Raw genomic sequence first — 23058 nt, 5'->3', positions numbered from 1 at the left:
TGAAATCAGCCATTGAGCGCCGAGCGGATGGCCCGCGCGTTGCGCCCGATGATGTTGACGATGACCCGCTCGCCCGCAGGCGTTTGCAGGTGGTCGTGGGTGACGCCGGGGTCGATGGCGTTGACGATGCGCACCGCCTGATTCATCTGCGGCTGCGCGGGCGGCACCTTCACCTCGGGCACGAGGCCACCGGCGGCAAAGGCCAGTGCGCCGCCCTTGAACTGCGGGCCCTGCGCCCAGCCCGACAAGCCGTTGAGCGAATCCAGAAACGCCACGCCGACTTGCCGCACGGCGGCGGCGCGCACCACGTACTCGCCTGCCGACAGCCGTGCCGGGATCGAGTCGCTGGTGGCTGTGCCAGCGCCCGACACCAAGCCACCGGCAGCAAACTTTTTCACATTGCCGAGCAGCGCCATGACGGCGGCGACCATCGCCACCATCGCGGCAATGGCCAGCCCCGGGCCGACGTAGGGAATCGAGGCCTGCGAGGCAGCCGCACCCGCACCGGCCTTGGCGGCATCCATCGACACCACGGCGGTGGTTTCCGCAGATTTCTGTGCGAGCTTGCTGGTGCTGGCCGCCGCGTCCGCCACTTGTTCCTGCTGGATGAAACCGAGCTTGAGCGCCAGCATCCGCGCCTGCATGGCGATCCACTGCTGGAAGGGCTGGATCACCATCTGCTGCAGGAAGGCGTCGGCCACCTGCCGGAACAGCGTGGACAGCGCGCTGCGCCAGGTCTGCGCACCGGTGATCATCCCGTTCAAGGCGCTGCCGAAGCTCTCGCCCAGCCGGTTCCACAGCGGAGCCATTTCACCGACGACCAGACGCGTGCGCGCCAGCTCGTTCTTCCATGCCTCAACGCGCAGCACCGCATCCGGGCCGATGGCGACAGCGGCCTGCTGCATCGCGGGCAGAAGCCGCTTCATCTCCGTGGCCGATTGCTGTTGCAAGGTCACGATCTGCTGGCGTGCCTGTGCCTCGGACAAGAGCCCAGCCTGCTGCTGAATGCCGATGGCTTCCTGCGCATTGCGCAGCCGCTCGGCTACTTGCCGCCACGCGGCTTCCAGCGCGGCAAGATTGGCCTGCGCGGCCTTCACGTCGATCAGCCGGTCGACCAGCGACACGCCATCCGTGTCCGATTCGGCCGCCAGCCGCGCCCGCAGATCGCGGTAGCTGCGCGCAATCGCCGCCTGCCGGTCGGTGTCCGTCGCCGTGCCGGTGATCTGCGCCAGTTCCTCGCGCGCCTGCGCCAAGGCGTCGGCCAGTTCCCGTTCGGCCTGCGCCGCTTTGCGGGCATTAGCCTGCTCGATGTCGGTACGACGGTTGTTGAGCACGATCAGCTCGGCTTCGACCTTGGCCACCTCCGCTTTGGCTTTGAGGCGCTCGTTCTCGCTCTTGCCGCCGCTGGCCATCTGCTGGCTGCGCGCCAGCTCTTGCTGCTTGCGGGCGATCTCAGCATCGAGCTCGCGTTGTTCCAGCGCGGTTTTCTGCGCGTAATAGTCGCGTACCGAAATCAGCCGATCTTCCAGCGCGGCGTCCAGCGCCGTCTGTTGCCGGGTCAGCGCGTCTTTCAGCAAGGCCAGTTCGGCATCCAGCTGCGCCTTGATCAAGGAGGTCTGCGCGCCGCTGCTGTCGGGCGTGGCGCGTGCTGCGCGCGGTCTGGTCATGCGCTGCAGCAGTTCCGGATCGGCCTGAATCCTCGGAGCCTTGACCTCGATGGGCTTGGGGTCGAACAGGCTGTCGCGGAACTCGGCCAGTTCATCCAGCCGTTTGATCAGGCTGCCCTTGAGGTCGGCAATGATGGCCTTGGCTCCGGCGGTGTTGCCGCGCAGCGCTTCGACCGCTGCCGCCACGCCTGCGCCGATGGCCTCACCCAAGGCGACGAAGGCCTTGCCGACGGTGGCCGCACCCAGCGCCAGGATTTTGAGCACCAGCACCACGCCGTCCAGGATCACCCGCAGCGTGCCGCCTTCCTTGGCCGACTCGACCATGCCACCGGCCATGTCGTTCAACGCAGGCAGCAAGGACGCGATGATCTGGTTGCCGATGCTGGTGCTGGCGAGTTTGAGCTTGTCGAGCGCGTCGTTGAATTCACCGGCTTGCGCGGCGGTTTCGCCGCTCATCTGCACGCCCAGCGCCTGCATCTCGGCAGACAGTTCGTTGATTCCGTCGCGCCCTTGGTTCAGGAATGGGATCAGCTCGGCTCCGGCCTTGCCGAACAGCTGCACCGCCAGCGCGGTTTTCTGCGCGCCATCGGGCATGGCCTTGAAGCGCTCGGCCAGATCCAGCAGCACGGCGTCGGTGCCGCGTAGCGTGCCGTCCTGGTTCTTGAACGCCACGCCCACCGCCGCGAAGTTGCGTGCGGCATCCTCCGAGCCGGTCGCGGCTTCCAGCATCGTGGTGGAGAGTTTGCGCAGCCCCTTCTCGAAGGATTCGCCCGACACGCCGGACTGCTCGGCGGCAGGCTTCCACACCGACAGGGTTTCGACACTGATGCCGACGCGCTGCGACATTTCGTCCAGCGCATCGCCGGTGTCGATGGCCGACTTGACCATCGCGGCCAGCCCCGCCAGCGAAACACCCACGCCGAGATTGGCCAGCAGGCCGTTGACGCTGCGGGCGGTGTCCGTGAGGCCGCCCAAGCCGCGCTTGATCGAATCGAAGGCGGTCTTGGTCTGGTCGACGGCGCTGATCAGGATTTGCGCTCGATTGCTTGCCATCAGACTTTGTCCAGTTCCTGTTGAATCGCCCGCGCCAAGGCAGGCAGTGCGCGTTGCACGCCACCGGCCAGATTCAGACGCCGTTTGAGATCGACGCGCTTGACCAGCACGGCGATGGGAATTTCCTGCCCGCGCTTGATCTGTTTTGCGCCGGTACGGCCACGTTCGGCGCGCTTGAAGCGGGTGAGCTGGCGGCTGTTCTCGGCAATGTTCTCGGCCATCAGCAGCACGCGGCCGTTCTTCTCGATGAAGAAGGCGTTGCCCGAGCGCATCAGGCCGTCGATGACCGCCTTGAAGCGCTTGGGGCCGATGCGACCGGGCAAGAGCGGTATCAGCAGATTGCCGCTCACGCTGCCGCCTTTCTCGTGCAGACCCAGCCACGGAATCTTGCTGCCCACCCACAGCGCGGGCAGTTCGTTGGCCTTCTTGTCGAATACCTTGACGCCCATCGAGGAGACGAAGCTGTTGCGCTTGACCTCGAAGGCGCTGCGCATTTCGGAACGCGCAGCATCACGCACTTCACGCCCGCCGGTTTTCATGCCCCGGGTGACAGCGGCATGGACGGCGCGCCGCCGTTCACTGCTCCACGCCGCCAGCTGGCGCGGGTCGAGCAAGCCGGTGGTGGTCAGCGACAGGCGCATGGTTTCAGTCCTTCAAGAGATCGCGTTGCAGTTGTTCGATGGAGCGTTTTTCACCTTGGGCGGCGACGGCGACCACGCCCAGCAGTTGCGCCAGCCGCTGGCGCTCCAGTTGCCCTTCGAGATCCAAAAAGGCCACGGCCTGCGCCAGCGTGTAGCCCAACACCGCGTGCAGGCCGTGACCGGCGCGGATCAGGCGGGCGACGGTGCTGTCCCAAGGTTGCGGATCAGCGGGGCCAGCTTGTCCGCCGAGCGCTGGATGCCCGGCACCACCCGGCCCACGAAAAAATCCGCGTTCACCTCGAACACGGCGGCGGCCAGCTGCACCGCGTCGTCCAGCGGCAGGTCATCGATCCACGCCCGCTCGCGCCGGGTGGTCAGCGTCAGCAGCTCCAGCAGCGCGTTGCCGTGCTGACTGAACAGCGCCAGCCAGTCGGGGTCTGCGTTCAAGGCATCGGCCAGTGGACGCACGATGGTCAGCAGGCGCGGCAGTTCGCCCAAGCGCACCGGCGTCAATTCCAACGCGCTGCAGGAAAGCTGCACCACTACGGGCGTGGGCGGGAAGGTGTTGAAGTCGCTCATCGTTCCAGTCCTCACAGCAGCACCAGACGACCGAATTGCCCGAGATCACCACCGACCGGCTTGGTCAGATCAGCGAGCACTTGGCCCGAAAGTTCGAACTTGAGCAGTTCATCGGTGATGATCGACAACTCCTTGGCCGGATTGATCGCCACGCGGTACAGATCGATCACCACCTCACGGTTGCCGTCGGCGGTGTTCAAGCCTTCGAAGCGAATCCAGCGCTCCGGCAGCGGCTGGGTGAACATCGCCGTGCTTTGCGCCGCGCCGTAGGCGTAGTCCACCGTGAAGGGTTCGATGTAGGGGCCGCCGGTGCTGACGTCCTGAATCACCAGCGAACCGTGCTTGGCGTTGACGTTGTATTGCCCCACAGGCAGCAGCTTGGGCGTGGCGTCGGAATCGTGGATCTGCACAGCGGACACGTTCTGCATCGCCAGCGGGTAGAGGCTGCCGGGCGTCACCGGGTTGGGCAGCAGCTCGCCGGTGACCGTGCCGGGGGTGATCGTGGTCGTGCTGCCGTAGAGCGCCAGCGCCAGATTGGTGGCGATCAGTTCCTCCAGCGTGCAGGCGAATTCGCCTTTCTTGGTCTTGATCAGCTGCAGATCAGTCAGGCGTTGGCCGGACTGCGCCTCCTGGTGCTCGATGGTGTCCACCGACAGCGAGACTTTGAGCTCGGGCACGTTGCCGACGAAGGTCAGGCCTGCCGGGTTGCCGTCGATGTCGCGCGCGCCGATGTAGACGCGGCCTTGTCCAGAAAAGTAAGCCATGGTCAGTCTCCTTGGGTGGTGCCGGACGTGGCATCGCGGCGGTTGGGTTTGGTTTCAGTGGCAGCGACGGGCGCAGTTGCGGCCTTGGCCACGGCCTGTGCGATCAGCCAGCGGGCGCTGGCGTCGGTCAGTTCAATGCGGTCGCCCACGGCGTGGCGTTTGCCCGCGTGGGTGTGGGGTTTCAGAAGTTCGATGGTGAGATTTGGCATACGGGGTTCATCCTGTTTGGGTGAGGTCGATGGCGTGGGTGCGGTAGCGGATCTCGTAGCGGGCGGGCAGCGCGACGGCTCCGGCATCGGCATCGTCGAACTCCCATTCGCAGTCGATCTCACGCACGGCGATGGCGAGGCCGGAGAGATTCGGCTCCAGCAGCAAGGCCGCGTGCGCCGCCACCAGCGCCCGGTCGGCCACGTCGAAGGCATCCGTGCCGCGCGCCACCACGGCAAGCCGGACGATCAGCAGCCGGTCGACGAGGTGGTTGGCGTGGGCGGTGATGCTGTCGCCGTCGACAAACAGCAGCAGCGCCGGACTGGCCTCGCGGGTGACCGGCACGGCAGGCATACGCAGCACCGGGATCGGTGCAATCGCGGATGACAGGCGCGCGACGACCTCCCGCAAGACGCGCTCGCGGACGGAGTTCATGGGGATGGCCTCAGAGTTGGGAGAGAAAGGCGCGCCGTTCGGAGCCGTCGCCGATGGCGCGCACGTCGCGCACCTGATAGCTGCTGCCCGCGATCTCGATGGTGTCGCCCGGTGCGAGCGTCAGCCACGCCGCCGGATAGTCGAGCTGGTAGTCGCGTGACAGCGCAAAACCATCGAGCACGGTTTCGTCCGGGGCGCGAAAGGCGCAATGCACGGTTTGATTGATCGGGCCGCCCGCCACCGTGACAGCGGTGAGCAGCCCGGCGTTGCGCGCCGACTCGTAGAACAACTCGACGGCCAGCATCAGGACGCCAACACCTTCACCAGCACCGCAGGCCGGTGACACATCGGCAGCGGGTTGGACTGGGTGTGAATGTCAGTGCCCCGGTCGAACTTGCGCGGTTCCTGCTTGGCGTACAGCGGCTGGCCCAGCGTGTTCGCCGTTTCGTTGAAATCGGCGGGCGCAAAATAGGTGGCGAAGGTGTCCACCGTGCCCAGCGGGAAAGCGTGGCCCTCGCCGTCCTCGATGAAGGGGCGCACGTTGCCGTCGCCGTCACTGGCTTCGCCTGCGTACTCCTCGAAGGTGATGCCTGCAAACGTAAAGCCCGAGCGCATATCGGAGCGCAGCGCAAAACTGTCCTGCCAGCGGTGATAGGCCTCGACCACTTTCTCGTGGCTGGTGAAGGCGTCGAAGAAGTCCGACGACACCAGACAGTGGACGCCGGTCATGCGTTCGCCCTTGAGGTTCTTCTCCAGATAGCGCTTGAGGTCGAGACACTTCTTCTTGATGTCGGTGCCCGCAGCATTCAGCTGGAAATTGACCACCTTCGGCGTGATCTCGAACAGATCGAACAGGTTGTAGATCTCCGAGCCGTCGGCATCGAGGATGATGCCCTTGAGCGCGCCGATGCGCAGATGCTCCAGCGTGATGGCGTGCTTGTTGCGCATCGTCTGCAGGTGCTCGGCCATGACCGAGGCCACGGTCTGCACCTCGGTTTCCGAACCAAAGGCGCGGATGCCTTGCACTTCTTCCGGCAGCACCACGTCGTCGTGCGGGATGTGCGGAATGGCGAAGGAGCGCAGCTTGCGCTTGCCGCGCACGCCGACCGTGCCGGGCGATCCCACCGGCATCGTCGGCAGCAGGGTCAGGATGCCGTTCTTTTCTTCGACGGCCACCGAGCGAAAGCGCACCGGCTTGGGCGGAAACAGGCCCATACTTTCCATCAGCCCGTAGTTGTTGGGCAGGATGTTGATGGCGGCGGTCAGCGACGACATCGAGAAAGCAGGATTCTCGAAAACGTTGTTCATGGTCAGACTCCTTTGCGAACGAGGATGCCGAGGCTCTTGAGCTGCAGGGTGGCAGCCAGCTTTTCTGCGGCAGTGATGGCGGCGGGCCACGCCAGGGCGTGATCGGCAACGATGGCGTGGCGGGCCAGCATCAGCCCGTCCTCGCGGTCGATCAGCGTGGCGTCGACGGCCTGCATCAGCACGCCTGCGGCGTACTGACTGCCATCGGTGGCCGACGGGTCGATCTGCTTGAGCTTGGCGGTGGCGGTCACGAGCCCGACCACCGTGCCCAGCGGCAGGTTCTGGCCTGCGCCGACGGTGACCTGATCGCGCGAGTAGAGATTGGGCGCTTCGTATTTCAGAAGATCGCCGAGGTTCTTGCCTTCCGTGATGACGGGCATGTCATTTCTCCTGTCCGGCGCGGGCACGGGCCGCCTGCACCAAGGGGTTGTCGTTGAGGGAGTGCGTGGCCGTGGTGGCCGCGCTCGGGGTGATCAGGCTGTTGATCTCTTGCCCGGTGGCGCGGGCGGCCAGCAAGTGACCTCGCACAGCGGCTGCCGAGGTACGCGCCGCGAGAAATCCGGCGATGCGTTCTGGGCAGCCCGCCAATGCGCACAGCTCGGCGATTTCCTGCGCGTCCTCGATGGTCATCGGCGGGGTTGTGTCAGCAACGCGATCAGGATCAGCGCCAACCCCAGGGTCAGCAGTGGTTCCGGGTTCATTCATGAAATGCTCCAGTCGTGGTGAGTGAAGTGAGGCCAGCGCCGCAGCCGCGAGCGCCGGAGGGGGTGAAAGTGCAGACGTGAGTTCGGCCAGTAGCTCGTCGAAGGTGCCGACCGCATCGGCCAGTCCTGCCGCGACGGCGTCCTGCCCGAAGAACACCCCCGCTTCGGTGCCGCGCACTGTGTCGCTGGTCAGGCTGCGATGGCTGGCCACGGTGTCGACGAACAAGCCGTAGACCCGATCCACCTCGCTCTTGAGAAAGGCGTGCGCTTCGTCCGAGATCGGCTCGTGCGGGTTGAGGTCGTTCTTGCGCGCTCCGGCAAACACCGTCGTGTAGCGGACGCCGTCCTGCGCATCGCGTACCGACTGATCTGCGTGCATGGCAATGACGCCAATCGACCCGACGCCGCCAGTGCGGGTGACAAAGAAGCGGCTGGCCGCCGAGCCCAGCGCATAGGCCGCTGAGTACGCCATGTCGTTGGCCAGTGCCCAGATGGGTTTGATCTGGGTGGCGGCGCGCACGCGGTCAGCCAGATCGAAAACGCCGCCGGACTCGCCACCCGGGCTGTCGATATCGAGCACGATGGCGGCCACCGACGGATCAGCAATGGCCGCATCGAGCTGCGTAGCGATGTCCTGATAGCTGGTTAGCCCAGAGGCGGCTTCCAGCCCCACGGCGCGCCGCACCAGCGTGCCGTAGATCGGCAGGACGGCGATGCCGCCATCGGATGCGGGCGTACTGCGTGTGGCAGGCACAGGGATTGGCGTGCCGCTTTCCGACAAGCCGATGCGCGGCCCGAGGACGGCGAGGATGACTTCCAGTTTTGGGCGATGGATCAGCAGGGGCGCGCCAAAGATGCGCGCCGCCATATGCGGTAGCAGGGTCATCGGGATTCCTTCAGGCGGACGACTGGTTGCTGTCGGTGGCCTGTGAGTTGGGTTCTGCGCTGCCGCCATCCTTGGAGGTGCGGCGCGGGTCGGAGTCGAAAATCAGGCCGAGGTCGTCGGCGCGCTGGTTGTCGGCGGCGATTTCGCGGTCGACGTCCTCGGCGTCGTAGCCGAAGGCCGAGATGGCTTCCGAGCGGCTGATCAGGCCCGCGCGGATCGCCAGCAACATCGCCTTGAATTCCTTCTCCGGATCGACCCACTGCCAACCCTGCGGAATCCATTTGCAGGCTGTGTACTCGCGGCGGCGACGGGTGTAGCCCGGTGCCGCTAGGCTGCCGGACAGCACGGCCTGATCGAGCCAGGCATTCCAGACCGGACGACACAGCTGATGCACCAGCACGCCGTGCTGGATGGCTTCGGTGCGACGGCGAAACTCCAGCATCCCGGCACGGATGGAGGAGTAATTGACGCCGGAGAGATCGCCGGTCAGCTGCTCGTAGGTCACGCCGATGGCGGCGGCAACCGCACGGAATTGCGCGCGCAGAAATTCGCCGTAGCTACCGCCGACATCTGCCGGGTCGGAGAACTTCACGTCCTCGCCAGGCTCCAGGATTTGCAGCGTGCCCGGTTCCATCCCGGCCAGCGCGATGCCTGCGTCATTGGCGTTGCCTTCGCCCAGCAGGCTGTCCTCGGGCGACAGGCGGGTGATGAAGCCCGCGAACATCGCGGCAGTTTTCTTGCGCACCAGTTCGGCATCGTCGTACTGATCCAGCTCGTTGAGCTTGACCAGTGCCCGCGACAACCACGGCTCGCCGCGAATCTGTCCTGGACGCAGCACGCGGTAGAGGTGGATGATTTCCCGCGCATCGACGCGCACAGTGTCCATGCCGCCTTGCCCGGACATCGGTGCCAGTCCACCATCCTCGGGATGCGAGCGGTACAGGTGGTAGGCCACGCGCCGTCCCATCGCATCGAACTCGATGCCGGAACGCACGACATTGCCGGACGGCAATTCCGTGTTGAGGTTCAACGGCAGGTGTTCGGCCTCGAGCAGTTGCAATTGCAGCGGAACCACCAGCCCATCCTCGGGGCGACGCGGGCGCAGCCGGATCAAACACTCGCCGCCTTCGCACATCGCGCGGGCGGCCAGCGCCTGCAGGCCGTAGAAGTCGGTCTGGCCGGTGGCATCGGCCTGTTCTGTCCAGTCACGCCACAGCGCCTGCACCTCGGCGCGGAAGGCCTCGTCCTTGGCCATCGCCTGCGGCTTGATGCCGGTGCCGACCGCGTTGGATACGAAGGCTTCAATTCCGGCATTGGCCCACGCATTGCGCCGCACCAGATCGCGGGATTTGACGCGCAGCTCGTTGGAGGTGGCGAGTATCGCCGCCACCGCACCGGGATTGCCCGGCATCCACGCGAGCGAGCGCCGCCCACGGCCCGCTGCTTCATGAATCGGCGACTGGCCGAACAGACTGCGAATCTTCGAATACCAGGCCATCAGAACCCCTTGCCCGTGGTGACACGGATCTGCCGGGGCGCAATGGGCCACAGTCCGGTGTCCACGGCCTGCTCGAACAGGTCGCGCTTGACCGCCACAATCGCCGCATTGAGTTCATCGACCGAGCGGTACTCGACCGTCTTGTCGCCGAAGGTGACGCGCTTTTCGCCTTTGACGAGCGCGGCTTCCAGCGCGTCCAGATGTGCTTGGGTGTATGCCATCAGCGGAATACCGTGAGGTTGATTTCAGAGGAGTCGGTGGCCGCGCCACCGGCGGTCGTGCAACGCACATCGACGTGTTGCGCGGTTTTTTCGTCGGTGCTTGCACGCACCGTGGCAAAGCGTTGTGTGCCGCTGTTGGTGCTGCTGCGTGCCAGTGCCGTCCAGCAGTAGCCGTCGTCGGGCATGGCGCTGGCGAAGATCACCCGATAACGGCCCGCCGCCGTGCGCGTCACGCTGGCGACGTTGTGCGCGGCGCGGATCTCGATCTGCGAACCGACGTAGCCGAAGCACACCCACGCCCGAGCCACGCCGGGGTGGCTGGCGTCGATCTTGGTTTTGACTTCCAGCCCGATGCGGCTGGCCAAGGCGGTGATGCGAGTGGCGAGGCTCATCAGACCAGCGCGCCTTCGAACACCGCGACGAAATCGGTGTCGGTGTTGCCGACATCGCTGGCGGCCACCGCGCCGATGTTGCTGCGCGCCTGCGCCTGCTCGGGTGCGGTCAGCGTTTGCGCGGCGTCGAAGCGCACGCGGTTGTTGACGGCGGCGAGCAGCGCATCCAGACCACTGGTGCCGTTCTGCAGGAGCTGCTGGATTTCCACCAGCGTGTCGTAGGCCGCATCGGCACCGCCGAGGATTTCGGCCTTGAGCGCGTCGAGCAGCGAAACGATCTTGCTGGACGAATAGGTGCTGGTGGTGGCGACCTGACCATCGTCGATCACGTTTGATGCCACCGCCGCCTGCAGTTCGTTGATGGCGGCGACCAGACTGGATTTGTCGGTGGTGCTCAGGTTGGCGAGGTTGCCCGCCTTGGCGCGCACATCGTTGAATTCCTGCGCGACGCGGATGACCAGCGATTCGATACGGGTAGCCAGACTCATGAATGTCTCCTTGGAAAAACAGGGTTGTCAGCCCAGCCAGCGGCTTTTGATGACGCGCCGAGCTGTATTGCGGTTGCCAGAAACAGCGAGGCCACCGCGTTGGGTGGCCCCGTTGACGGATTCGATTGCTTCTTCAGGTGGTGGCGCGCTGGCCACTCCAAGTTGTCGCTCCAGTTCCCGCCAGTGGCGTTCCTCGAAGCGATCCAGCCCTGCCGCCGATGCGGCGGCGCGGGCATAGACGTAGCAGTCCAGCGCCTCGTTGCGCTCGCGCATCTTTTGCCACTCGCGCACCGGATAGCCGTTGCGGTCGCGGCGGGTGATCAGTTGTTCGGCACACAGCTGCTGGATGAATTCAGCGTCGACCTTGGGCAGGTGAACAAAACCTGCCGGGTAGATCGGCGTCACGCCGTCCTCATTCACATCCGCGCTCTTGCGTAGGTTGTTGTAGAACTCCAGCTTGGCAATGCCGCCTGCCACAGCGAACACCTTGGTGCCTCGGCGCAGTTTCTTGCCGCCTTGGGTCATGTCCACTGCCGTCGGCGTGCCGATCAGCGCCGCGCCGCGTGCCACGCCTTTGACCGCCATCACCCGAGAGTCGCGGCAGGCGCGCACAAAGGCGTAGGCTTCCTGCGTGGCGAAGCCGGTATCCAGTGCGAAGCGCGCCAGCGGTATCTGCGCCCCGGACGCATGCGTCCAGGATTCGGCCAGCATTTCCGCGAGGCGTTTCCACACGGTGTCGCGCGCCGTGTCGCCCATCAGCACGCGGTGCTCGACCAACCAGCATTCCTTGCCACGCCCAAAGGCCCAGACCGAGGCTTCGATGCGATCCTTCTGCACGTCGGCACCGCCGACCAGCAGCAGGCCACCCTCGGGCACGCTGCCCAGCCGATAGTCCTCGCGCCGTTCGACCAGCCGTTGCCAGTCCGGCGCTTCGCCTTCCTCGACCCACGTCTCGCCTAGTTCCGTGTTCTTGAAGGTCTTGATGGCCGCTGCCGATCCGGATTCCTTGCTCACGGCGGCCTCCCACGCGGCGGCGATCTCGCGCCACGACCGCCAGCCCACCGGGCTGTACAACGACGACAGGTGAAAGCCCGCCGTCTTGCCCTCGGCCATCGCACGCCACTCGCCGTTTTCCAGCATCCACGTCTTGTGGTGCTCGGCAATCGCCGTGTCGCAGGCCTCGCAGATATAGGCAGCCGTTTCCGGTTGCCCTTTGTCCCAGCGTAGCTGCTCGAAGCGCAGCCACTGCCGGTGCGAACAATGCGGGCACGGCACGAAGTAGCGGCGTTGGTCGCTGGTCTCGTACTCGCGCTCGATGCTCGACGCGCCGGAGATGGTTGGAGTGGATACGATGAAGATCTTGCGCCGCGCAAAGGTGCGCGTGCGCGCCTCGGCCAGCGAGATCGCATCGCCTTCGCCCTCGACGTCCAGCGGGTAGCCGTCCACTTCGTCCAGGAACAGATAGCGCACCGGCATCGAACGCAGGCCTACCGCGCTGTTGGCACCGGTCATCACCAGCACGCCGCCCCGGAACTCCTTGGCCAGAATCGTGTTACCCGAATCGCGCGAACGCGCTGGCGCGATCAGTTCCGCCAGCGCCGGAGACTCCTCGATCAGCGGGTCGATGCGCTGCTTGGAATTGCGCTTGGCCATTTCCACCGTCGGCCACACCGCCATCATCGGCCCCGGCGCGTGGTGGATCACATAGCCGATCCAGTTGCTGCCCATCTCGGTCGCGCCCAGCTGCGCGGCCTTCATGAACACCACGCGTTCGATGGGCGACGTTGGCGACAGGCAATCCATGATCGACTTCAGGTACGGCGTGCGGCTGGTGCGCCAGCGTCCCGGCTCGGCGGAGGCCTTGCTGGACAGCATCCGGTGCCGATCCGACCATTCGGACACGGTAAGCAGCGGATCGGGCGTCAACCCTTCGCGCCACGCCCGCTCGATCTCCTGCGCGCCTTCGTAGTCATCCATCATTAGTCCACACGCGGGCGTAGTTCGCCCAGTTCAATCAGGTGCTCGCGCACGGCGGCCTCCAGCGTCACATGCATCGTGTGCGGGTCGACCCCGAGCTGGGAGGCCATCTGCCCGGAGATGCGCGCAGGCCAGTTCAGCCAGGCATCGCGTTCGATGCGCGCGAGCTTGAACACCTGCGCCACGGCCTTGGCGCGGTCGACCAGTTCTTCCTTTTTCTCGGCCAGCTCCACCTGCTTGAGCTTGGCCTTGAGCACTTCGTTGACGGTACGCGCCTGCAACAGCGAGGTGCCGCCGGTCGACAGCGGCGGCACACCCGCGTCCGGCGTGTCGCGTGGCGGCGGCGGTGCTTTTGCAGCGGCTGCTTGCTCGGTGCGCGCCTTCGAAGCGCTGGCTGGTTCTGCCGTGGTGGCCTTGCGCGGCTGCAGGGTGTTTTGTGCCCACTGCGCGTCGGCAACCTCCGGATCAATCGTGCCGTCTGGCAGTGCGGAAATCCGCCCGGTGTCGATGGCCTTTTTCACGGCCACGTGCGACACGCCACGGTGGCGCGCGTAGGCGCGAATCGAGAGTCCCATCGTCACCTTCTTCAATCATTTGTTCGTCGTTTCCCTGCAATCAGCTTGGCTTCAATCGGGAACAGCGCGTTCATCACGTCACGCCAACCACATCCCGAAAGGAACACGCCATGAACCAGATCGACACCATCCTCACCTTGATCGCCCAGAAGCATCTCGCCATCGACACTCTGCAAACCCGCCACACCGACAGCCTGGACTTCCACGACACGGCGGTGTGGTGCCTCCGGGACGCGCTGGAAGCGGCCTTCAAGGCGGGCATCGAGGTGGGCGTTTCGCTGCCCGCGCCCACGGAAGCGGAAATCGCCAAGGACTGATCGCAAGCCAACGAAGTCAAGCGCCAATCACGATCAGAAAGCGATTGGCTTCACCGCGCAGCAGCGCGTTCATCACATCGTCAACCACCACCTGCAAAGGAGCAGCAAATGACCACGACCCAACTGACCCCAGCCCAGCACGCCATCCTCGCCAAGGCCATCAACACCAGCGGCGGCAAGATCGAATGGTTCCCCGACAACATCAAAGGCGGCGCACGCAAGAAGGTGCTCGACGGGATGTTCAACCGCGCCCTGATTACGCCCGACGGCGATGGCTGGCGCGTCGCCGCCGAGGGCTATGACGCCTTGGGTATGAAACGCCCGGAACTCCCGCAGCCGACCTCGGCATTCGAGGACGAACTGGACAAGATCATCACCAACGCGGAAGCCCAGTGGCAGCAGGAAGCCAAGCCAACTCCCCGCACCCGCGAGAACAGCAAGCAGGCCGAAGTCGTGCGGATGCTTCAGCGCCCCGAGGGCGCAACCATCAGCCAGATCTGCGCGGCCACCGGCTGGCAGGCGCACACGGTGCGCGGCACCTTCGCCGGAGCCTTCAAGAAAAAACTCGGCCTGACCATCACTTCGGACAAGGCCCAAGGCAGCGAGCGGGTCTACCGCATCGCCTGAAGAAAGATCGAGAAAGAAGCCAAGAACAGCTTGGCTTCTCCATCACCCAGCGCGTTACTACGGGTGTCGCAACGATCAACCCGAAGGAGCCAACGATGACCACCACCAACCCGATGCCCGCCACCCAGAACGATGCCTGGGGATTTTTTGGCACGATGGATGAGCACGCCGCCGCAGCCTGGCCGCTGGCGATGAACGCCATTTCCGACGCCACCGGCCAGCCCCTCGACTCGGTGCGCATCTTCCTTGACAGCCGCCACGGTCGCCACTTTGCCGACGACGTGCAGAACGGGCTTTTCGATGGCAAGAACCTGCAGGACGCCATCGACGCCGCCAACGCCCGCTGGATGGGCTGGACGATTGGCCGCCAGACCAGCAAGGCCTACGGCATCCCACGCGGCCTCCCTTACCTGACGGGCTTTGTGATCCACTGCGAGATCAGCGACGAGATGGCCGCCTGATGAAAGCGCCCGCCACCGAACGGGAGCAGGCGCTGCGTTGGCTGATTGCCAACCGGCGTCCCGACGTTTCCATCGAGCAGGCCGTGCGCGTGATGTGCGCCGCGCTTCCGCGCGATCTGGCGACGATGCAAATCCTGCGGCGAATCGCCGAGGATGAGGAAGCCAAGCAGCCCACATCCAAATTCAACTGGCGTACACCTCCGGTTCTGCCGCCTCGCGGGTAGCCTGCTTGCCGGTGAACTCCTCCCACCGGCGCACGATCACATCCACGTACTTCGGATCGAGTTCGATCAGCCGCGCCTCGCGGCCTGATTTTTCCGCAGCGATCAGCGTCGTGCCGGAGCCGCCAAAGGGATCGAGCACCACGTTGCCGGGGCGGCTCGAATTGCGGATCGCACGCTCGACCAGTTCCACCGGCTTCATCGTCGGGTGCAGGTCGTTCTTCTGCGGCTTTTTGATGTTCCAGACGTCGCCCTGATCGCGGTCGCCGCACCAATGGCGTGTCGCTCCCTCGGGCCAGCCATAGAGGATCGGCTCGTACTGGCGCTGGTAGTCGGCACGGCCCAGCGTGAAGGTGTTCTTGGCCCAGATGATGAAGGTAGACCACTTGCCACCGGCGGCGCGGAACGCGGCCTGCAGAGTGTCGAGTTCGCTGGACGACATCGCCACGTAGATGCCGCCCCGGCAATGCACCACCGTCTGGGTCAACGCCGCTAGCAGGAAGTCGTAGAAGCCGTCGCCGAGGTTGTCGTTGAGGATCGCGCGATCCTTGCCGCGCATCTTGTCCTTGGCGCTGTTGGCGTAATTCACGTTGTACGGCGGGTCGGTGAAGACCATGTCCACCGGCGAGCCCTGCAGCAAAGCGTCGTAGCTCGCCGCCACGGTGGCATCGCCGCAAAGAAGCCGGTGCGGGCCGAGCTGCCAGATATCACCGGGCCGCGACACCGGCGTCTCGTTGACCTCGGGCACCGCGTCCTCGTCGGTCTGGCCTTCGTTGTCCGGCTCGTCACCCGCCATCAGTTCCGCCAGGGCGTCGGCGTCGAAGCCGGTGATGTCCAGATCGAAACCTTCGACCTGCAGGGCTTCGAGTTCGATGCGCAGCATCGCCTCGTCCCATCCCGCGTTCTCGGCAATGCGGTTGTCCGCGATCACCAGGGCGCGGCGCTGCGTGGGTGTCAGGTGATCAAGTACGACAACCGGCACGATTTCCAACCCGAGCTTCTGCGCAGCGGCGAGCCGCCCGTGGCCTGCGACGATGATGCCGTCGCTTCCGGCCAGGATCGGATTGGTGAATCCAAATTCCGCGATGCTGGCGGCGATCTGCGCCACCTGATCATCCGAGTGGGTGCGCGCGTTGCGGGCGTAAGGCAGCAGCTTGGCGGTCGGCCACTGTTCGATCTTGTCGGCCAGCCAGTTCATGCCGCCACCTCGTTTTTCGATTCACGCTCGGCGGCGATCTGCTCAAAGGACTGGCCGGTGGCGAGCAAGGTCACCGACACGCCGAGATAGTTCTGCTGGAAACGCTTGATGGCCACGTCCACATACTCCGGCGCGATTTCGACACTGCGGCAGATGCGGCCCGTGCGCTCGGACGCCAGCATCGTCGTGCCGCTGCCGCCGAAGGGTTCGAACACGATGTCGCCCGCATCGGTGTAGGCCTCGATGGCGAACTCGGGCAGCGCCACCGGAAACACAGCGGGGTGGTCAATGTCCTGACCGATCTTGCCCTTGTGACGCATCACGCGGATCACGCTGTCTGGGATGCGGGTGTCCTGCGTCGGCTGGCCCTTGTGCGTCCAGCCGCCGACTTCGCCGTCCTTGCCGCGCATCGCCGTGGACGACCCATCGGCGCGCAGGTGCGATTCCTGGCCTGCGTGTTTGCATGGCACGGTCTTGTGCGGCTTGCGGCTCTCACGGTTGAAGTGGAAAACGAACTCGAAGCTCGGAGCCAGTCGGCCCTGCCAGTCGCCGGGCATCCCCGGCCCCTGATCCCATACGTACCATGCAAAGCGCCGCCAGCCCTGTTGACGCATCCACGACAGCCAGCCGTCCCAATACGGGATGACTTCGTTGTCGCGGTGGATCAGGCCGAGGTTGACCAGCACCTGAGCGTCAGCGGTCATCGGCAGGTGCGCGAACACGCCGCGCATCAGGCCATCCCAATCGGTGATGCCGCCCGAGGTGTAGTCGCGCTGGTTGCCGTAGGGTGGCGAGGTGAAACACAGCCGCGCCACGTCGCCATGCATCAGCGCTGCGACCACGCTGGCATCGGTGGCGTCGCCGCAGATCAGGCGGTGTGCGCCGAGCTGCCAAACGTCGCCCGGGCGTGACACCGGCACTGCCGGAGCATTCGGCACGTCGTCAGCATCATCGGGTTCGTCATCACCTTCCGCGTCCTGCTGTTCCTGCTCGTCGGCAGAGGCGGCATCGGCCAGCAGCGCGTCGATCTCGAAATGCTCGAAACCGGTCAGCGCCAGTTCGTATCCGGCCTCGGAAAGCTCAGCCAGTTCCAGCGCCAGCATTTCCTCATCCCAGCCCGCGTCGAGCGCCAGCCGGTTGTCGGCAATTACCAGCGCGCGCTTTTGCGCGACGGTCAGATGCGCCAGTTCGATCACCGGCACCTGATCCAGCCCCAGCTTGCGGGCGGCGGCCAGACGCCCGTGCCCGGCGATGATGCCGCTGTCGCCGTCCACCAACACCGGATTCGTCCAGCCGTACTCGACGATGCTGGCCGCGATCTTGGCGATCTGCGCCTCGGAATGCGTGCGCGGATTGCGGGCGTAGGGAATCAGCGCCTCGACCTTGCGGTACTCGACGTTGAGCGTGTTCAAAGTGGATGCCTCAAAAACAAAACCCGCCGACGGAAAACCGTGGGCGGGCTGGATGGTGGAAACCGGACGGGGTGGTAACTGCGCTGCGGGGTGGTAACCGGGGCCGGTAACCGCGCCGGGTGGTAACCAGTTTTTGCGGCCTGACGCTAAAAAAGCGTCGCGCTCGCGCCCCCCGCATGGGAATTTGGCCAGGAAGGACCCGTTTTGCCTTGGGCCACTTCCTGTGCCGTCACCGCTGTCCAGAAGATAGCTGAAATACTACCCCCGACCGGGCTGTTTTGTTGCATGCTTGCCGGGCCTCGAAACGGACAAGCAAGGCAAGGCGAGGACAAACGCGGCAAGCATTACCCTAAATTGCCCACGTTTTTGGACGGCGACCGCACACCGTCGGTGTTGAGCTGGGTCGCCACGATTTCCAGCGCCCGCTGCCAACGCCGCCACGCCGTGCTGCGGTCACAGGCAAAGCGAATGGTGATGTCCCTCCAGCCGTAACGCTTGGCCCGCATCCACACCAGATGCCGTTGCTCGACCTCCAGCCATTGCACCCAGCGCATCGTCTCCAGCATCCGGTCGATGGCCTCGGGGCTGGGTGGAAACGGTCGGTAGACCTTCTCGTCGGCGGCAAACGACTCCCACTCCTTGCGCACGAAGGCAGGCCAGCAGTTGAAATAGCCCTGTACGCGCACGGGTGGCAGGCGGCGTCCAGTGCTGGCTGCCTCCTCGAAGCGCGCGGCCACGTCCTCAATCGTCCAGGCATTGCGAGAGTCAGCCATGATGCCGTCCTCCTGCGCCGTAGAGGCGTTCGCCGATCTGGCGCACCAGTTCGCGCTCCATCCAATCCAGACGTTCGTCGTCCGCGTTGACGACCAGGATGTGCTGGTCGCGCCAGCCGCGTTGCTTGATGGCGTCCACGTCCTGGATATCAGGTTGCAGCCTGCCCAGCGGGCAGCGGTATTGGGGTGTTGGCACCTTCATCTCACACCTCCCGTTCCAGTGCGTGCTGCGCGATGGCCCAGTGCAGCAGCGCCAGCGCATCGGCTTCGTTGTCGTCGATAGGCTGGTGGCCACGGGCACGGATCGCCGCGATCACCTCGTTCTTGCCCGCGTTGCCCTTGCCGGTGGCGTGTTTCTTGATCGTGCCGACCGGCACGCCCTGGTATGGGATCTGGTGGTGCTCGCACCACGCGGTGAGCGTGGCGAGAAATCCGCCGTAGGCGTGGGCAGCATCGGTCGAGACGTGGCGGCGCACCTCCTCGAAGTGCAGGCAGTCGATGCCGTCGCAGGACTGCTTGATCTCGGTGAGCCAGCGCTTGAAGCGCAGGAAACGCATCCCGCCGCCTTCGAAACGTTGTGGTTTGAAGCTCTCCGAGCCGCTGGTGATCTGGCCGGAACAATCGCGCAGCGCCCAGCCGGTGGTGGTGCCCAGATCGAGGGCGAGGATGGTCGTGGTCATGGTGTCAGTCCTTGTTTGGCGCTGGTCTGACGCAGCTGACACGGAATATCGAAACGCTCCATGAGGTGCGCGCACGCGCACACGCGTAGGAGTTACGACGAACTGCGTCAGCTGCGTCAGACGGCGTGGTTTTCATATGGGGTCAGTTGTCCGCGTAAGGCGTGTACGCAGGTGCTGGTTGGTACTTGAGGCCGATGCCCTGGAAGCCGCGCACGCCCATGCCGTTGCGCCACTTGTCCAGCCCACGCGTGATGAGCAGGTCGGAGAAGCGTCGTTGCGCGCCGACGAACTCACCGGCAGCCTCGGCCCACTGTTTCCAGTCGTTGAACAGCTCGGCGGTCAGCGACTTGGCGTTGGCTTCACGCACGCAGCGCTCGTCCAGCCAGCGGCCCAGTGCGTCCTCGGCCTCGAAATATTCCTCGGTGGCTTCCACCACACGTTGCGGCGGATCGAGCCGTCCGTGGCGTTGCCAGTCGAGGCAGCCTTGCACTGCCCACGCGAGAATGCCGTCGCGCTCGGCCAGCAATTTCTGCTGCAGATGCTTGTCACGGCGTTCGGGCGGCACGGTGATCGTGAACGGGATCAGGTGCAGTCGCCGTTTCATGGCCTCGTCGATGTTGCGAATGGCAGGCTTGTGGTTGCCCGCCACGAATAACTTGAACTGCGGGAAAAACTCGAAGAAGTCTTGGCGCATGAAACGCGCGGAGATCTTGTCGCCGCCGGTGAGGTTTTTGACCTTCGATTCCGCCCAACGCCGCCCTTGCTCCGTTTCGATAGCCGCTACGAAGCGCGCGCCACGCAGTCCCGCCATGTCGGTCGGATGGCGGTCGGTGCGCGTCTCCATGAAAGTGTCCATGGGCGCGTTGGTGGCGTAGTCGCCGAGGATGGTGGCCAGAGTGTTGACGAACACCGACTTGCCGTTCGCGCCCGTGCCGTACAGGAAGAACAGCGCGTGCTCCTGCGTCGAGCCGGTGAGCGCGTAACCGACCATGCGTTGCAGATAGGCCTGCAGCGCCTTGTCGCCGCCCGTGACCTCGTCGATGAACTGCCGCCAGGTCGGGCAATCACCCCCCGGCGTGGCCGTGGTGATCTTGGTCATCCGGTCGGCGCGCTCGTGCGGGCGTTGCCTGCCGGTTTTGAGATCGACCACGCCGCCCGGGGTGTTGAGCAGCCACGGATCGGCATCCCACTCATCGGTGGTGGCCGCGTGCCTGCGGTCGGCGCGCGCCAGCCGTTCCACGCCACTGACTGTTCCGGAGCTGGCCAGCTTGGCCGCAACCTTGGGGTTGTCGGCGCGCACGGCGGTCTGGCGGCAGACGCTGCGGATCAGGTCGGTCGCCGCCAGCGTGTCCTCGGTGCGCCAGCGCTGCCCGTCCCACACCAGCCAGCGTCCCCACGCAGCGACGTAGCGCCAGTCACGGTGGTAGCGGCGGGTGAAGGCCAGCGCCAGCGCGTCCTCCGTGCCCCAGACCGATTCGTCGCTGCCGACCACGGGCTCGTCGGCATCGGCCACGTCGTGCATTTGCAGGCGCGGGCCGTGAGCAAGGAAGCTGGCGACGTCGAAGCCTTCGGCGATGGCGTCCGCCGCATCCCAGCCTTCCGGCGCATCCTCGGGCGGGTACAGGATGTGGCAGGACTTCGCGCCTGCTGCCAGCACGGCCTGCGCCGCCTGCGCTGCGTATTCCCAGCCCGGCTTGTCACGGTCGGGCCAGATCAGCACGGCCTTGCCAGACAGCGGCGACCAGTCGGTTTTGTCGACCGGGGCGTTCGCGCCGTGCATCGCGGTGGTGGCCACCACGCCGATGGCGATCAAGGCCTGCGCGCATTTTTCGCCTTCGACCAGCACCACTTGCGCGCTGCTCACCATGCCCGGCTGGTTGTAGATCGGGCGCGGATCGGGTGGAGCCATCTTGCGTCGCGCGGCATCCCAAGGCCGAAACTCTTTCTTACCGCCCGGTGGGTCGTAGCGATACACCACCGCGATCAGCTTGCCGCTGGCATTGAGGTAGTCCCACTTGGCGGTGGCTGGCCCAAGCTCGTCCACGGGTGCGGATTTCTTTTTGCCATTGCGCACCGGCATCTCACGCGCCCGACCAAGCAGCGAGGCCGCCTCATCGAGTACCTTGGAGAAGTGAACGTGATCGTCGACGCCAAGAACCGCTGCGATCAAGGCAAAGATGTCGCCGCCGTCGCCGGTGGCGCGATCCGTCCACAGTCCTGCCTTGTCACCGTCGAGTACCACTTCGAGGCTGTCGCCCGGGCTGCCCAGCACATCGCCGATCAGGAAACGCCCACGGCGTTTCTTGCCTGCCGGGAACAGTGTGAACAGCACGGACTCGAGGCGCGCCAGCAATTCGACGCGCAGTGCTTCGCGTTCGGCGTCGCTGATGGTGCGGCGGTTGTTCTCGGGCGGTGGCGCAGTGTCGTTGAAGTCGAGCGTCATTCGGCCTCCCGGGCGGCAACATCCGCATCGTCTTCAGTACGGCCTTGGACTGCAGCACTGCGCGCCGCCCATGTGGAAAGCTCGGACAGCCGATAGCGCACCAGCCCACCCATCAGGTAATGCGGAATTCGGTACTTGCTGCGCATCGCGTGGTCGGCAAACCAGTAGTACGGCAGGCGTAGTGCAGCCGCCGCCTGCTTGGCGTCGATCATCGGCTCGACGCCTTGGGCCGGTGTTGAGTGATCGGTCATGCTTGCGTCCTCCAGCAGCGGTCTTGCCACGCGCACATCCGGCATTCGAAGTGGGTCGGGTCATGGAAGGCACGCGGCAGGAGTTCGCCTGCCTCGGTCGCCGTGATGACCTTCACCGCCCGATCCGACATGCGCTGGGCCAGCGCCGCGTCAAAGGGCACGAGCTCGGTGTAGATCTCCATCGTGTCGGCGTTGAGTGCCGTGAAAATCGCCGGGTGCTCGTGTAGTTCGAGATAGGCTTGGTAGATCGCCACTTGCGCGGCGTAGATGGGCTTGGAAAGCGCCAGCCCCTTCTTGTCCAGATCGCCCCAGGACTTGTTGCCCAAGCATTTGCATTCCCAGAGCGCGGGATATGCAAAACCATCCGGGCCGCCAACGATGACGCCGTCGACGTGCCCCTGCAGGCGGCCATCGGCTACCGAGAAACCGAACTGCTCGCCGTCAGGCTTGCGGGTGCGCAGGTCGAAGCCCGCGTCCCGCAGCCACGCCACCATGCAGTCCTCCATGACGTGGCCGCGTTCGAAGATGCGCAGCAGCCGTCCGGAATGGTCACGCCCGTGATCGACGGGAGCCTTGGCGTACTCGAACTGCAGCGCGCGCCCGCAAGCCACCCCGAGGCGCGAAGCCCCGAGGTACTGGCGCTCGGATTGGCGGGCGCGGGCTTGTTGCATTCCTGCGTCGACCAGTGCGGTGAGCTGGCCGGAGAGGCTCGAAGATGAGTTGAAATCCAGCATCACGGTCTCCTCAGAACGGAATGTCATCGTCGAAATCGACGAACGGGTTGGCGGCATTGGGTGCCAGCGGATCGGGCGTGGGCGGCAAGCCCCGCACGGGCGGGAACTTGGTAGCCTCGTGGTGCGCGGCCATCGCATCCGTGTAGCAAGTGACGATGGCGTCGATGACGCGCAGCGCCTCGGCCTCGGCGTAGTCGCCCAGCGATTTGGCAAAGCCGATCTCACCCGCCGCCGCGCCGAAGGCCTTGAGGCACTGGCGCATGGCGGCGAGCTCGACATCAGACGGATCGATCATGGCGACCTCCGTCCTGTCGATGCGGCCTTCCTTGACGCGCTGCCAGTTGCCGTACATCTGGTGAAAAATGTCCTGACAGCGACGCGAGCAGAACACCCAGTCGAGCACGTAGCGGCGCGGATCGGCGGTCTTGAATCGACCATCCGTGTGGCCGTAGCCGCGCGCTTGTCGTTTGCAGACCCAACATTTCATGGCGCAGATTCCTGTGCGCCACCCTGCGGGCGGCCTGCGGCCGTGCAAATTGATTCCTG

The 23058-nt window shown here is 65.2% G+C and carries 30 protein-coding genes; 4 read left to right on the top strand and 26 right to left on the bottom strand.

Annotated elements, in window-relative coordinates:
• Positions 1-5: 5 nt before the first annotated feature.
• From ACE3O2_RS14325 to ACE3O2_RS14245, 17 genes are read right to left on the bottom strand one after another with little or no spacing between them, the layout of a single operon-like run.
• On the bottom strand, positions 6-2720 hold the full coding sequence (locus ACE3O2_RS14325) for a hypothetical protein (protein ID WP_374338595.1): 2715 nt from the start codon (positions 2718-2720) through the stop codon (positions 6-8).
• Positions 2720-3361 (bottom strand): DUF6441 family protein, encoded by a 642-nt coding sequence (locus ACE3O2_RS14320; protein ID WP_374338593.1) that lies wholly within the window; start codon positions 3359-3361, stop codon positions 2720-2722. The genes ACE3O2_RS14325 and ACE3O2_RS14320 overlap by 1 nt, the downstream gene beginning before the upstream one ends.
• A 4-nt stretch (positions 3362-3365) precedes the next feature.
• A complete protein-coding gene (locus tag ACE3O2_RS14315) occupies positions 3366-3497 on the bottom strand; it encodes a hypothetical protein (RefSeq protein ID WP_374338591.1) in 132 nt (43 codons plus the stop codon).
• 53 nt (positions 3498-3550) lie between these two features.
• Positions 3551-3940, bottom strand: coding sequence for a hypothetical protein (locus ACE3O2_RS14310; protein WP_374338589.1), 390 nt, complete (start codon positions 3938-3940; stop codon positions 3551-3553).
• Positions 3941-3951: 11 nt separating this feature from the next.
• Positions 3952-4704, bottom strand: a complete 753-nt coding sequence (locus ACE3O2_RS14305) for a hypothetical protein (RefSeq protein WP_374338587.1) — start codon at positions 4702-4704, stop codon at positions 3952-3954.
• A 2-nt stretch (positions 4705-4706) separates the two neighbouring features.
• A complete protein-coding gene (locus tag ACE3O2_RS14300) occupies positions 4707-4913 on the bottom strand; it encodes a hypothetical protein (protein ID WP_374338585.1) in 207 nt (68 codons plus the stop codon).
• Between the two features lie 7 nt (positions 4914-4920).
• The gene (locus ACE3O2_RS14295; RefSeq protein ID WP_374338583.1) at positions 4921-5346 is read right to left on the bottom strand and encodes a hypothetical protein; all 426 of its coding nucleotides are present in this window, start codon (positions 5344-5346) and stop codon (positions 4921-4923) included.
• Positions 5347-5356: 10 nt separating this feature from the next.
• A complete protein-coding gene (locus tag ACE3O2_RS14290) occupies positions 5357-5650 on the bottom strand; it encodes a hypothetical protein (RefSeq protein WP_374338581.1) in 294 nt (97 codons plus the stop codon).
• Positions 5650-6654: a major capsid protein gene (locus tag ACE3O2_RS14285; protein WP_374338579.1), complete on the bottom strand. Its 1005-nt coding sequence runs from the start codon at positions 6652-6654 to the stop codon at positions 5650-5652. Before ACE3O2_RS14285 ends, ACE3O2_RS14290 begins: the two co-directional genes overlap by 1 nt.
• Positions 6655-6656: 2 nt before the next feature.
• A complete protein-coding gene (locus ACE3O2_RS14280) occupies positions 6657-7034 on the bottom strand; it encodes a head decoration protein (RefSeq protein WP_374338577.1) in 378 nt (125 codons plus the stop codon).
• 1 nt (position 7035) lies between these two features.
• A complete protein-coding gene (locus ACE3O2_RS14275; protein ID WP_374338575.1) occupies positions 7036-8244 on the bottom strand; it encodes a S49 family peptidase in 1209 nt (402 codons plus the stop codon).
• A gap of 10 nt (positions 8245-8254) precedes the next feature.
• Positions 8255-9742 carry a phage portal protein gene (locus tag ACE3O2_RS14270; protein ID WP_374338573.1) on the bottom strand — a complete coding sequence of 496 codons (1488 nt, stop codon included), beginning with the start codon at positions 9740-9742 and terminating at the stop codon, positions 8255-8257.
• Positions 9742-9963 carry a phage head-tail joining protein gene (locus ACE3O2_RS14265; protein WP_374338571.1) on the bottom strand — a complete coding sequence of 74 codons (222 nt, stop codon included), beginning with the start codon at positions 9961-9963 and terminating at the stop codon, positions 9742-9744. Before ACE3O2_RS14265 ends, ACE3O2_RS14270 begins: the two co-directional genes overlap by 1 nt.
• Entirely contained in the window at positions 9963-10355 is a 393-nt protein-coding gene (locus ACE3O2_RS14260; RefSeq protein ID WP_374338569.1) for a hypothetical protein, read from the bottom strand. The genes ACE3O2_RS14265 and ACE3O2_RS14260 overlap by 1 nt, the downstream gene beginning before the upstream one ends.
• Positions 10355-10843: a hypothetical protein gene (locus ACE3O2_RS14255; RefSeq protein ID WP_374338567.1), complete on the bottom strand. Its 489-nt coding sequence runs from the start codon at positions 10841-10843 to the stop codon at positions 10355-10357. Before ACE3O2_RS14255 ends, ACE3O2_RS14260 begins: the two co-directional genes overlap by 1 nt.
• 27 nt (positions 10844-10870) lie before the next feature.
• Entirely contained in the window at positions 10871-12820 is a 1950-nt protein-coding gene (locus ACE3O2_RS14250; protein WP_374338564.1) for a phage terminase large subunit family protein, read from the bottom strand.
• A 2-nt stretch (positions 12821-12822) separates the two neighbouring features.
• On the bottom strand, positions 12823-13401 hold the full coding sequence (locus tag ACE3O2_RS14245) for an elements of external origin (protein WP_374338702.1): 579 nt from the start codon (positions 13399-13401) through the stop codon (positions 12823-12825).
• A gap of 104 nt (positions 13402-13505) precedes the next feature.
• On the opposite strand from ACE3O2_RS14245, the gene ACE3O2_RS14240 reads away from it, so the two are divergent.
• The 4 genes from ACE3O2_RS14240 (at position 13506) to ACE3O2_RS14225 (ending at position 15024) form a co-directional block, all read left to right on the top strand.
• Positions 13506-13712: a hypothetical protein gene (locus ACE3O2_RS14240; RefSeq protein ID WP_374338562.1), complete on the top strand. Its 207-nt coding sequence runs from the start codon at positions 13506-13508 to the stop codon at positions 13710-13712.
• A 108-nt stretch (positions 13713-13820) separates the two neighbouring features.
• Positions 13821-14339, top strand: a complete 519-nt coding sequence (locus ACE3O2_RS14235) for a DUF3489 domain-containing protein (RefSeq protein ID WP_197579658.1) — start codon at positions 13821-13823, stop codon at positions 14337-14339.
• Positions 14340-14434: 95 nt separating this feature from the next.
• Positions 14435-14800, top strand: coding sequence for a hypothetical protein (locus ACE3O2_RS14230; RefSeq protein WP_197579656.1), 366 nt, complete (start codon positions 14435-14437; stop codon positions 14798-14800).
• Positions 14800-15024, top strand: a complete 225-nt coding sequence (locus tag ACE3O2_RS14225) for a hypothetical protein (protein ID WP_197579654.1) — start codon at positions 14800-14802, stop codon at positions 15022-15024. The genes ACE3O2_RS14230 and ACE3O2_RS14225 overlap by 1 nt, the downstream gene beginning before the upstream one ends.
• Here the strand turns inward: ACE3O2_RS14225 and ACE3O2_RS14220 are convergent.
• The 9 genes from ACE3O2_RS14220 to ACE3O2_RS14180 all read right to left on the bottom strand — a co-directional run bounded on the left by ACE3O2_RS14220 (position 14984) and on the right by ACE3O2_RS14180 (position 22999).
• On the bottom strand, positions 14984-16219 hold the full coding sequence (locus tag ACE3O2_RS14220) for a DNA methyltransferase (protein WP_197579652.1): 1236 nt from the start codon (positions 16217-16219) through the stop codon (positions 14984-14986). The two genes, ACE3O2_RS14225 and ACE3O2_RS14220, sit on opposite strands and share 41 nt — an antisense overlap.
• Positions 16216-17631, bottom strand: coding sequence for a site-specific DNA-methyltransferase (locus tag ACE3O2_RS14215; protein ID WP_374338559.1), 1416 nt, complete (start codon positions 17629-17631; stop codon positions 16216-16218). Before ACE3O2_RS14215 ends, ACE3O2_RS14220 begins: the two co-directional genes overlap by 4 nt.
• Before the next feature lie 344 nt (positions 17632-17975).
• Complete coding sequence (locus tag ACE3O2_RS14210) at positions 17976-18404, bottom strand: DUF6362 family protein (protein ID WP_374338557.1); 429 nt, start codon at positions 18402-18404, stop codon at positions 17976-17978.
• Positions 18397-18606, bottom strand: coding sequence for a hypothetical protein (locus ACE3O2_RS14205; protein ID WP_374338555.1), 210 nt, complete (start codon positions 18604-18606; stop codon positions 18397-18399). Before ACE3O2_RS14205 ends, ACE3O2_RS14210 begins: the two co-directional genes overlap by 8 nt.
• A gap of 1 nt (position 18607) precedes the next feature.
• Positions 18608-19084, bottom strand: coding sequence for a crossover junction endodeoxyribonuclease RuvC (locus ACE3O2_RS14200; protein ID WP_374338553.1), 477 nt, complete (start codon positions 19082-19084; stop codon positions 18608-18610).
• Between the two features lie 142 nt (positions 19085-19226).
• The gene (locus ACE3O2_RS14195) at positions 19227-21527 is read right to left on the bottom strand and encodes a phage/plasmid primase, P4 family (RefSeq protein ID WP_374338551.1); all 2301 of its coding nucleotides are present in this window, start codon (positions 21525-21527) and stop codon (positions 19227-19229) included.
• Positions 21524-21778 carry a hypothetical protein gene (locus tag ACE3O2_RS14190; RefSeq protein WP_374338549.1) on the bottom strand — a complete coding sequence of 85 codons (255 nt, stop codon included), beginning with the start codon at positions 21776-21778 and terminating at the stop codon, positions 21524-21526. The genes ACE3O2_RS14195 and ACE3O2_RS14190 overlap by 4 nt, the downstream gene beginning before the upstream one ends.
• Positions 21775-22512, bottom strand: coding sequence for a hypothetical protein (locus ACE3O2_RS14185; RefSeq protein WP_374338547.1), 738 nt, complete (start codon positions 22510-22512; stop codon positions 21775-21777). The genes ACE3O2_RS14190 and ACE3O2_RS14185 overlap by 4 nt, the downstream gene beginning before the upstream one ends.
• A gap of 10 nt (positions 22513-22522) precedes the next feature.
• Entirely contained in the window at positions 22523-22999 is a 477-nt protein-coding gene (locus ACE3O2_RS14180; protein ID WP_374338545.1) for a DUF6511 domain-containing protein, read from the bottom strand.
• Between the last annotated feature and the right edge of the window lie 59 nt (positions 23000-23058).

It is taken from the genome of Leeia sp. (assembly GCF_041909055.1).
Classification (GTDB): domain Bacteria; phylum Pseudomonadota; class Gammaproteobacteria; order Burkholderiales; family Leeiaceae; genus Leeia; species Leeia aquatica.
This window is presented reverse-complemented; position numbering and strand designations above follow the sequence as displayed.

Coding starts and splice junctions, on each gene's coding strand:
- ACE3O2_RS14325 (WP_374338595.1), bottom strand. CDS start 2,720: ATGGCAAGCAATCGAGCGCAAATCCTGATCAGCGCCGTCGACCAGACC.
- ACE3O2_RS14295 (WP_374338583.1), bottom strand. CDS start 5,346: ATGAACTCCGTCCGCGAGCGCGTCTTGCGGGAGGTCGTCGCGCGCCTG.
- ACE3O2_RS14210 (WP_374338557.1), bottom strand. CDS start 18,404: ATGGCTGACTCTCGCAATGCCTGGACGATTGAGGACGTGGCCGCGCGC.
- ACE3O2_RS14265 (WP_374338571.1), bottom strand. CDS start 9,963: ATGGCATACACCCAAGCACATCTGGACGCGCTGGAAGCCGCGCTCGTC.
- ACE3O2_RS14305 (WP_374338587.1), bottom strand. CDS start 4,704: ATGGCTTACTTTTCTGGACAAGGCCGCGTCTACATCGGCGCGCGCGAC.
- ACE3O2_RS14220 (WP_197579652.1), bottom strand. CDS start 16,219: ATGAACTGGCTGGCCGACAAGATCGAACAGTGGCCGACCGCCAAGCTG.
- ACE3O2_RS14235 (WP_197579658.1), top strand. CDS start 13,821: ATGACCACGACCCAACTGACCCCAGCCCAGCACGCCATCCTCGCCAAG.
- ACE3O2_RS14275 (WP_374338575.1), bottom strand. CDS start 8,244: ATGACCCTGCTACCGCATATGGCGGCGCGCATCTTTGGCGCGCCCCTG.
- ACE3O2_RS14185 (WP_374338547.1), bottom strand. CDS start 22,512: ATGCTGGATTTCAACTCATCTTCGAGCCTCTCCGGCCAGCTCACCGCA.
- ACE3O2_RS14300 (WP_374338585.1), bottom strand. CDS start 4,913: ATGCCAAATCTCACCATCGAACTTCTGAAACCCCACACCCACGCGGGC.
- ACE3O2_RS14285 (WP_374338579.1), bottom strand. CDS start 6,654: ATGAACAACGTTTTCGAGAATCCTGCTTTCTCGATGTCGTCGCTGACC.
- ACE3O2_RS14310 (WP_374338589.1), bottom strand. CDS start 3,940: ATGAGCGACTTCAACACCTTCCCGCCCACGCCCGTAGTGGTGCAGCTT.
- ACE3O2_RS14270 (WP_374338573.1), bottom strand. CDS start 9,742: ATGGCCTGGTATTCGAAGATTCGCAGTCTGTTCGGCCAGTCGCCGATT.
- ACE3O2_RS14190 (WP_374338549.1), bottom strand. CDS start 21,778: ATGACCGATCACTCAACACCGGCCCAAGGCGTCGAGCCGATGATCGAC.
- ACE3O2_RS14260 (WP_374338569.1), bottom strand. CDS start 10,355: ATGAGCCTCGCCACTCGCATCACCGCCTTGGCCAGCCGCATCGGGCTG.
- ACE3O2_RS14255 (WP_374338567.1), bottom strand. CDS start 10,843: ATGAGTCTGGCTACCCGTATCGAATCGCTGGTCATCCGCGTCGCGCAG.
- ACE3O2_RS14180 (WP_374338545.1), bottom strand. CDS start 22,999: ATGAAATGTTGGGTCTGCAAACGACAAGCGCGCGGCTACGGCCACACG.
- ACE3O2_RS14240 (WP_374338562.1), top strand. CDS start 13,506: ATGAACCAGATCGACACCATCCTCACCTTGATCGCCCAGAAGCATCTC.
- ACE3O2_RS14290 (WP_374338581.1), bottom strand. CDS start 5,650: ATGCTGGCCGTCGAGTTGTTCTACGAGTCGGCGCGCAACGCCGGGCTG.
- ACE3O2_RS14200 (WP_374338553.1), bottom strand. CDS start 19,084: ATGACCACGACCATCCTCGCCCTCGATCTGGGCACCACCACCGGCTGG.
- ACE3O2_RS14225 (WP_197579654.1), top strand. CDS start 14,800: ATGAAAGCGCCCGCCACCGAACGGGAGCAGGCGCTGCGTTGGCTGATT.
- ACE3O2_RS14280 (WP_374338577.1), bottom strand. CDS start 7,034: ATGCCCGTCATCACGGAAGGCAAGAACCTCGGCGATCTTCTGAAATAC.
- ACE3O2_RS14250 (WP_374338564.1), bottom strand. CDS start 12,820: ATGGATGACTACGAAGGCGCGCAGGAGATCGAGCGGGCGTGGCGCGAA.
- ACE3O2_RS14320 (WP_374338593.1), bottom strand. CDS start 3,361: ATGCGCCTGTCGCTGACCACCACCGGCTTGCTCGACCCGCGCCAGCTG.
- ACE3O2_RS14230 (WP_197579656.1), top strand. CDS start 14,435: ATGACCACCACCAACCCGATGCCCGCCACCCAGAACGATGCCTGGGGA.
- ACE3O2_RS14195 (WP_374338551.1), bottom strand. CDS start 21,527: ATGACGCTCGACTTCAACGACACTGCGCCACCGCCCGAGAACAACCGC.
- ACE3O2_RS14205 (WP_374338555.1), bottom strand. CDS start 18,606: ATGAAGGTGCCAACACCCCAATACCGCTGCCCGCTGGGCAGGCTGCAA.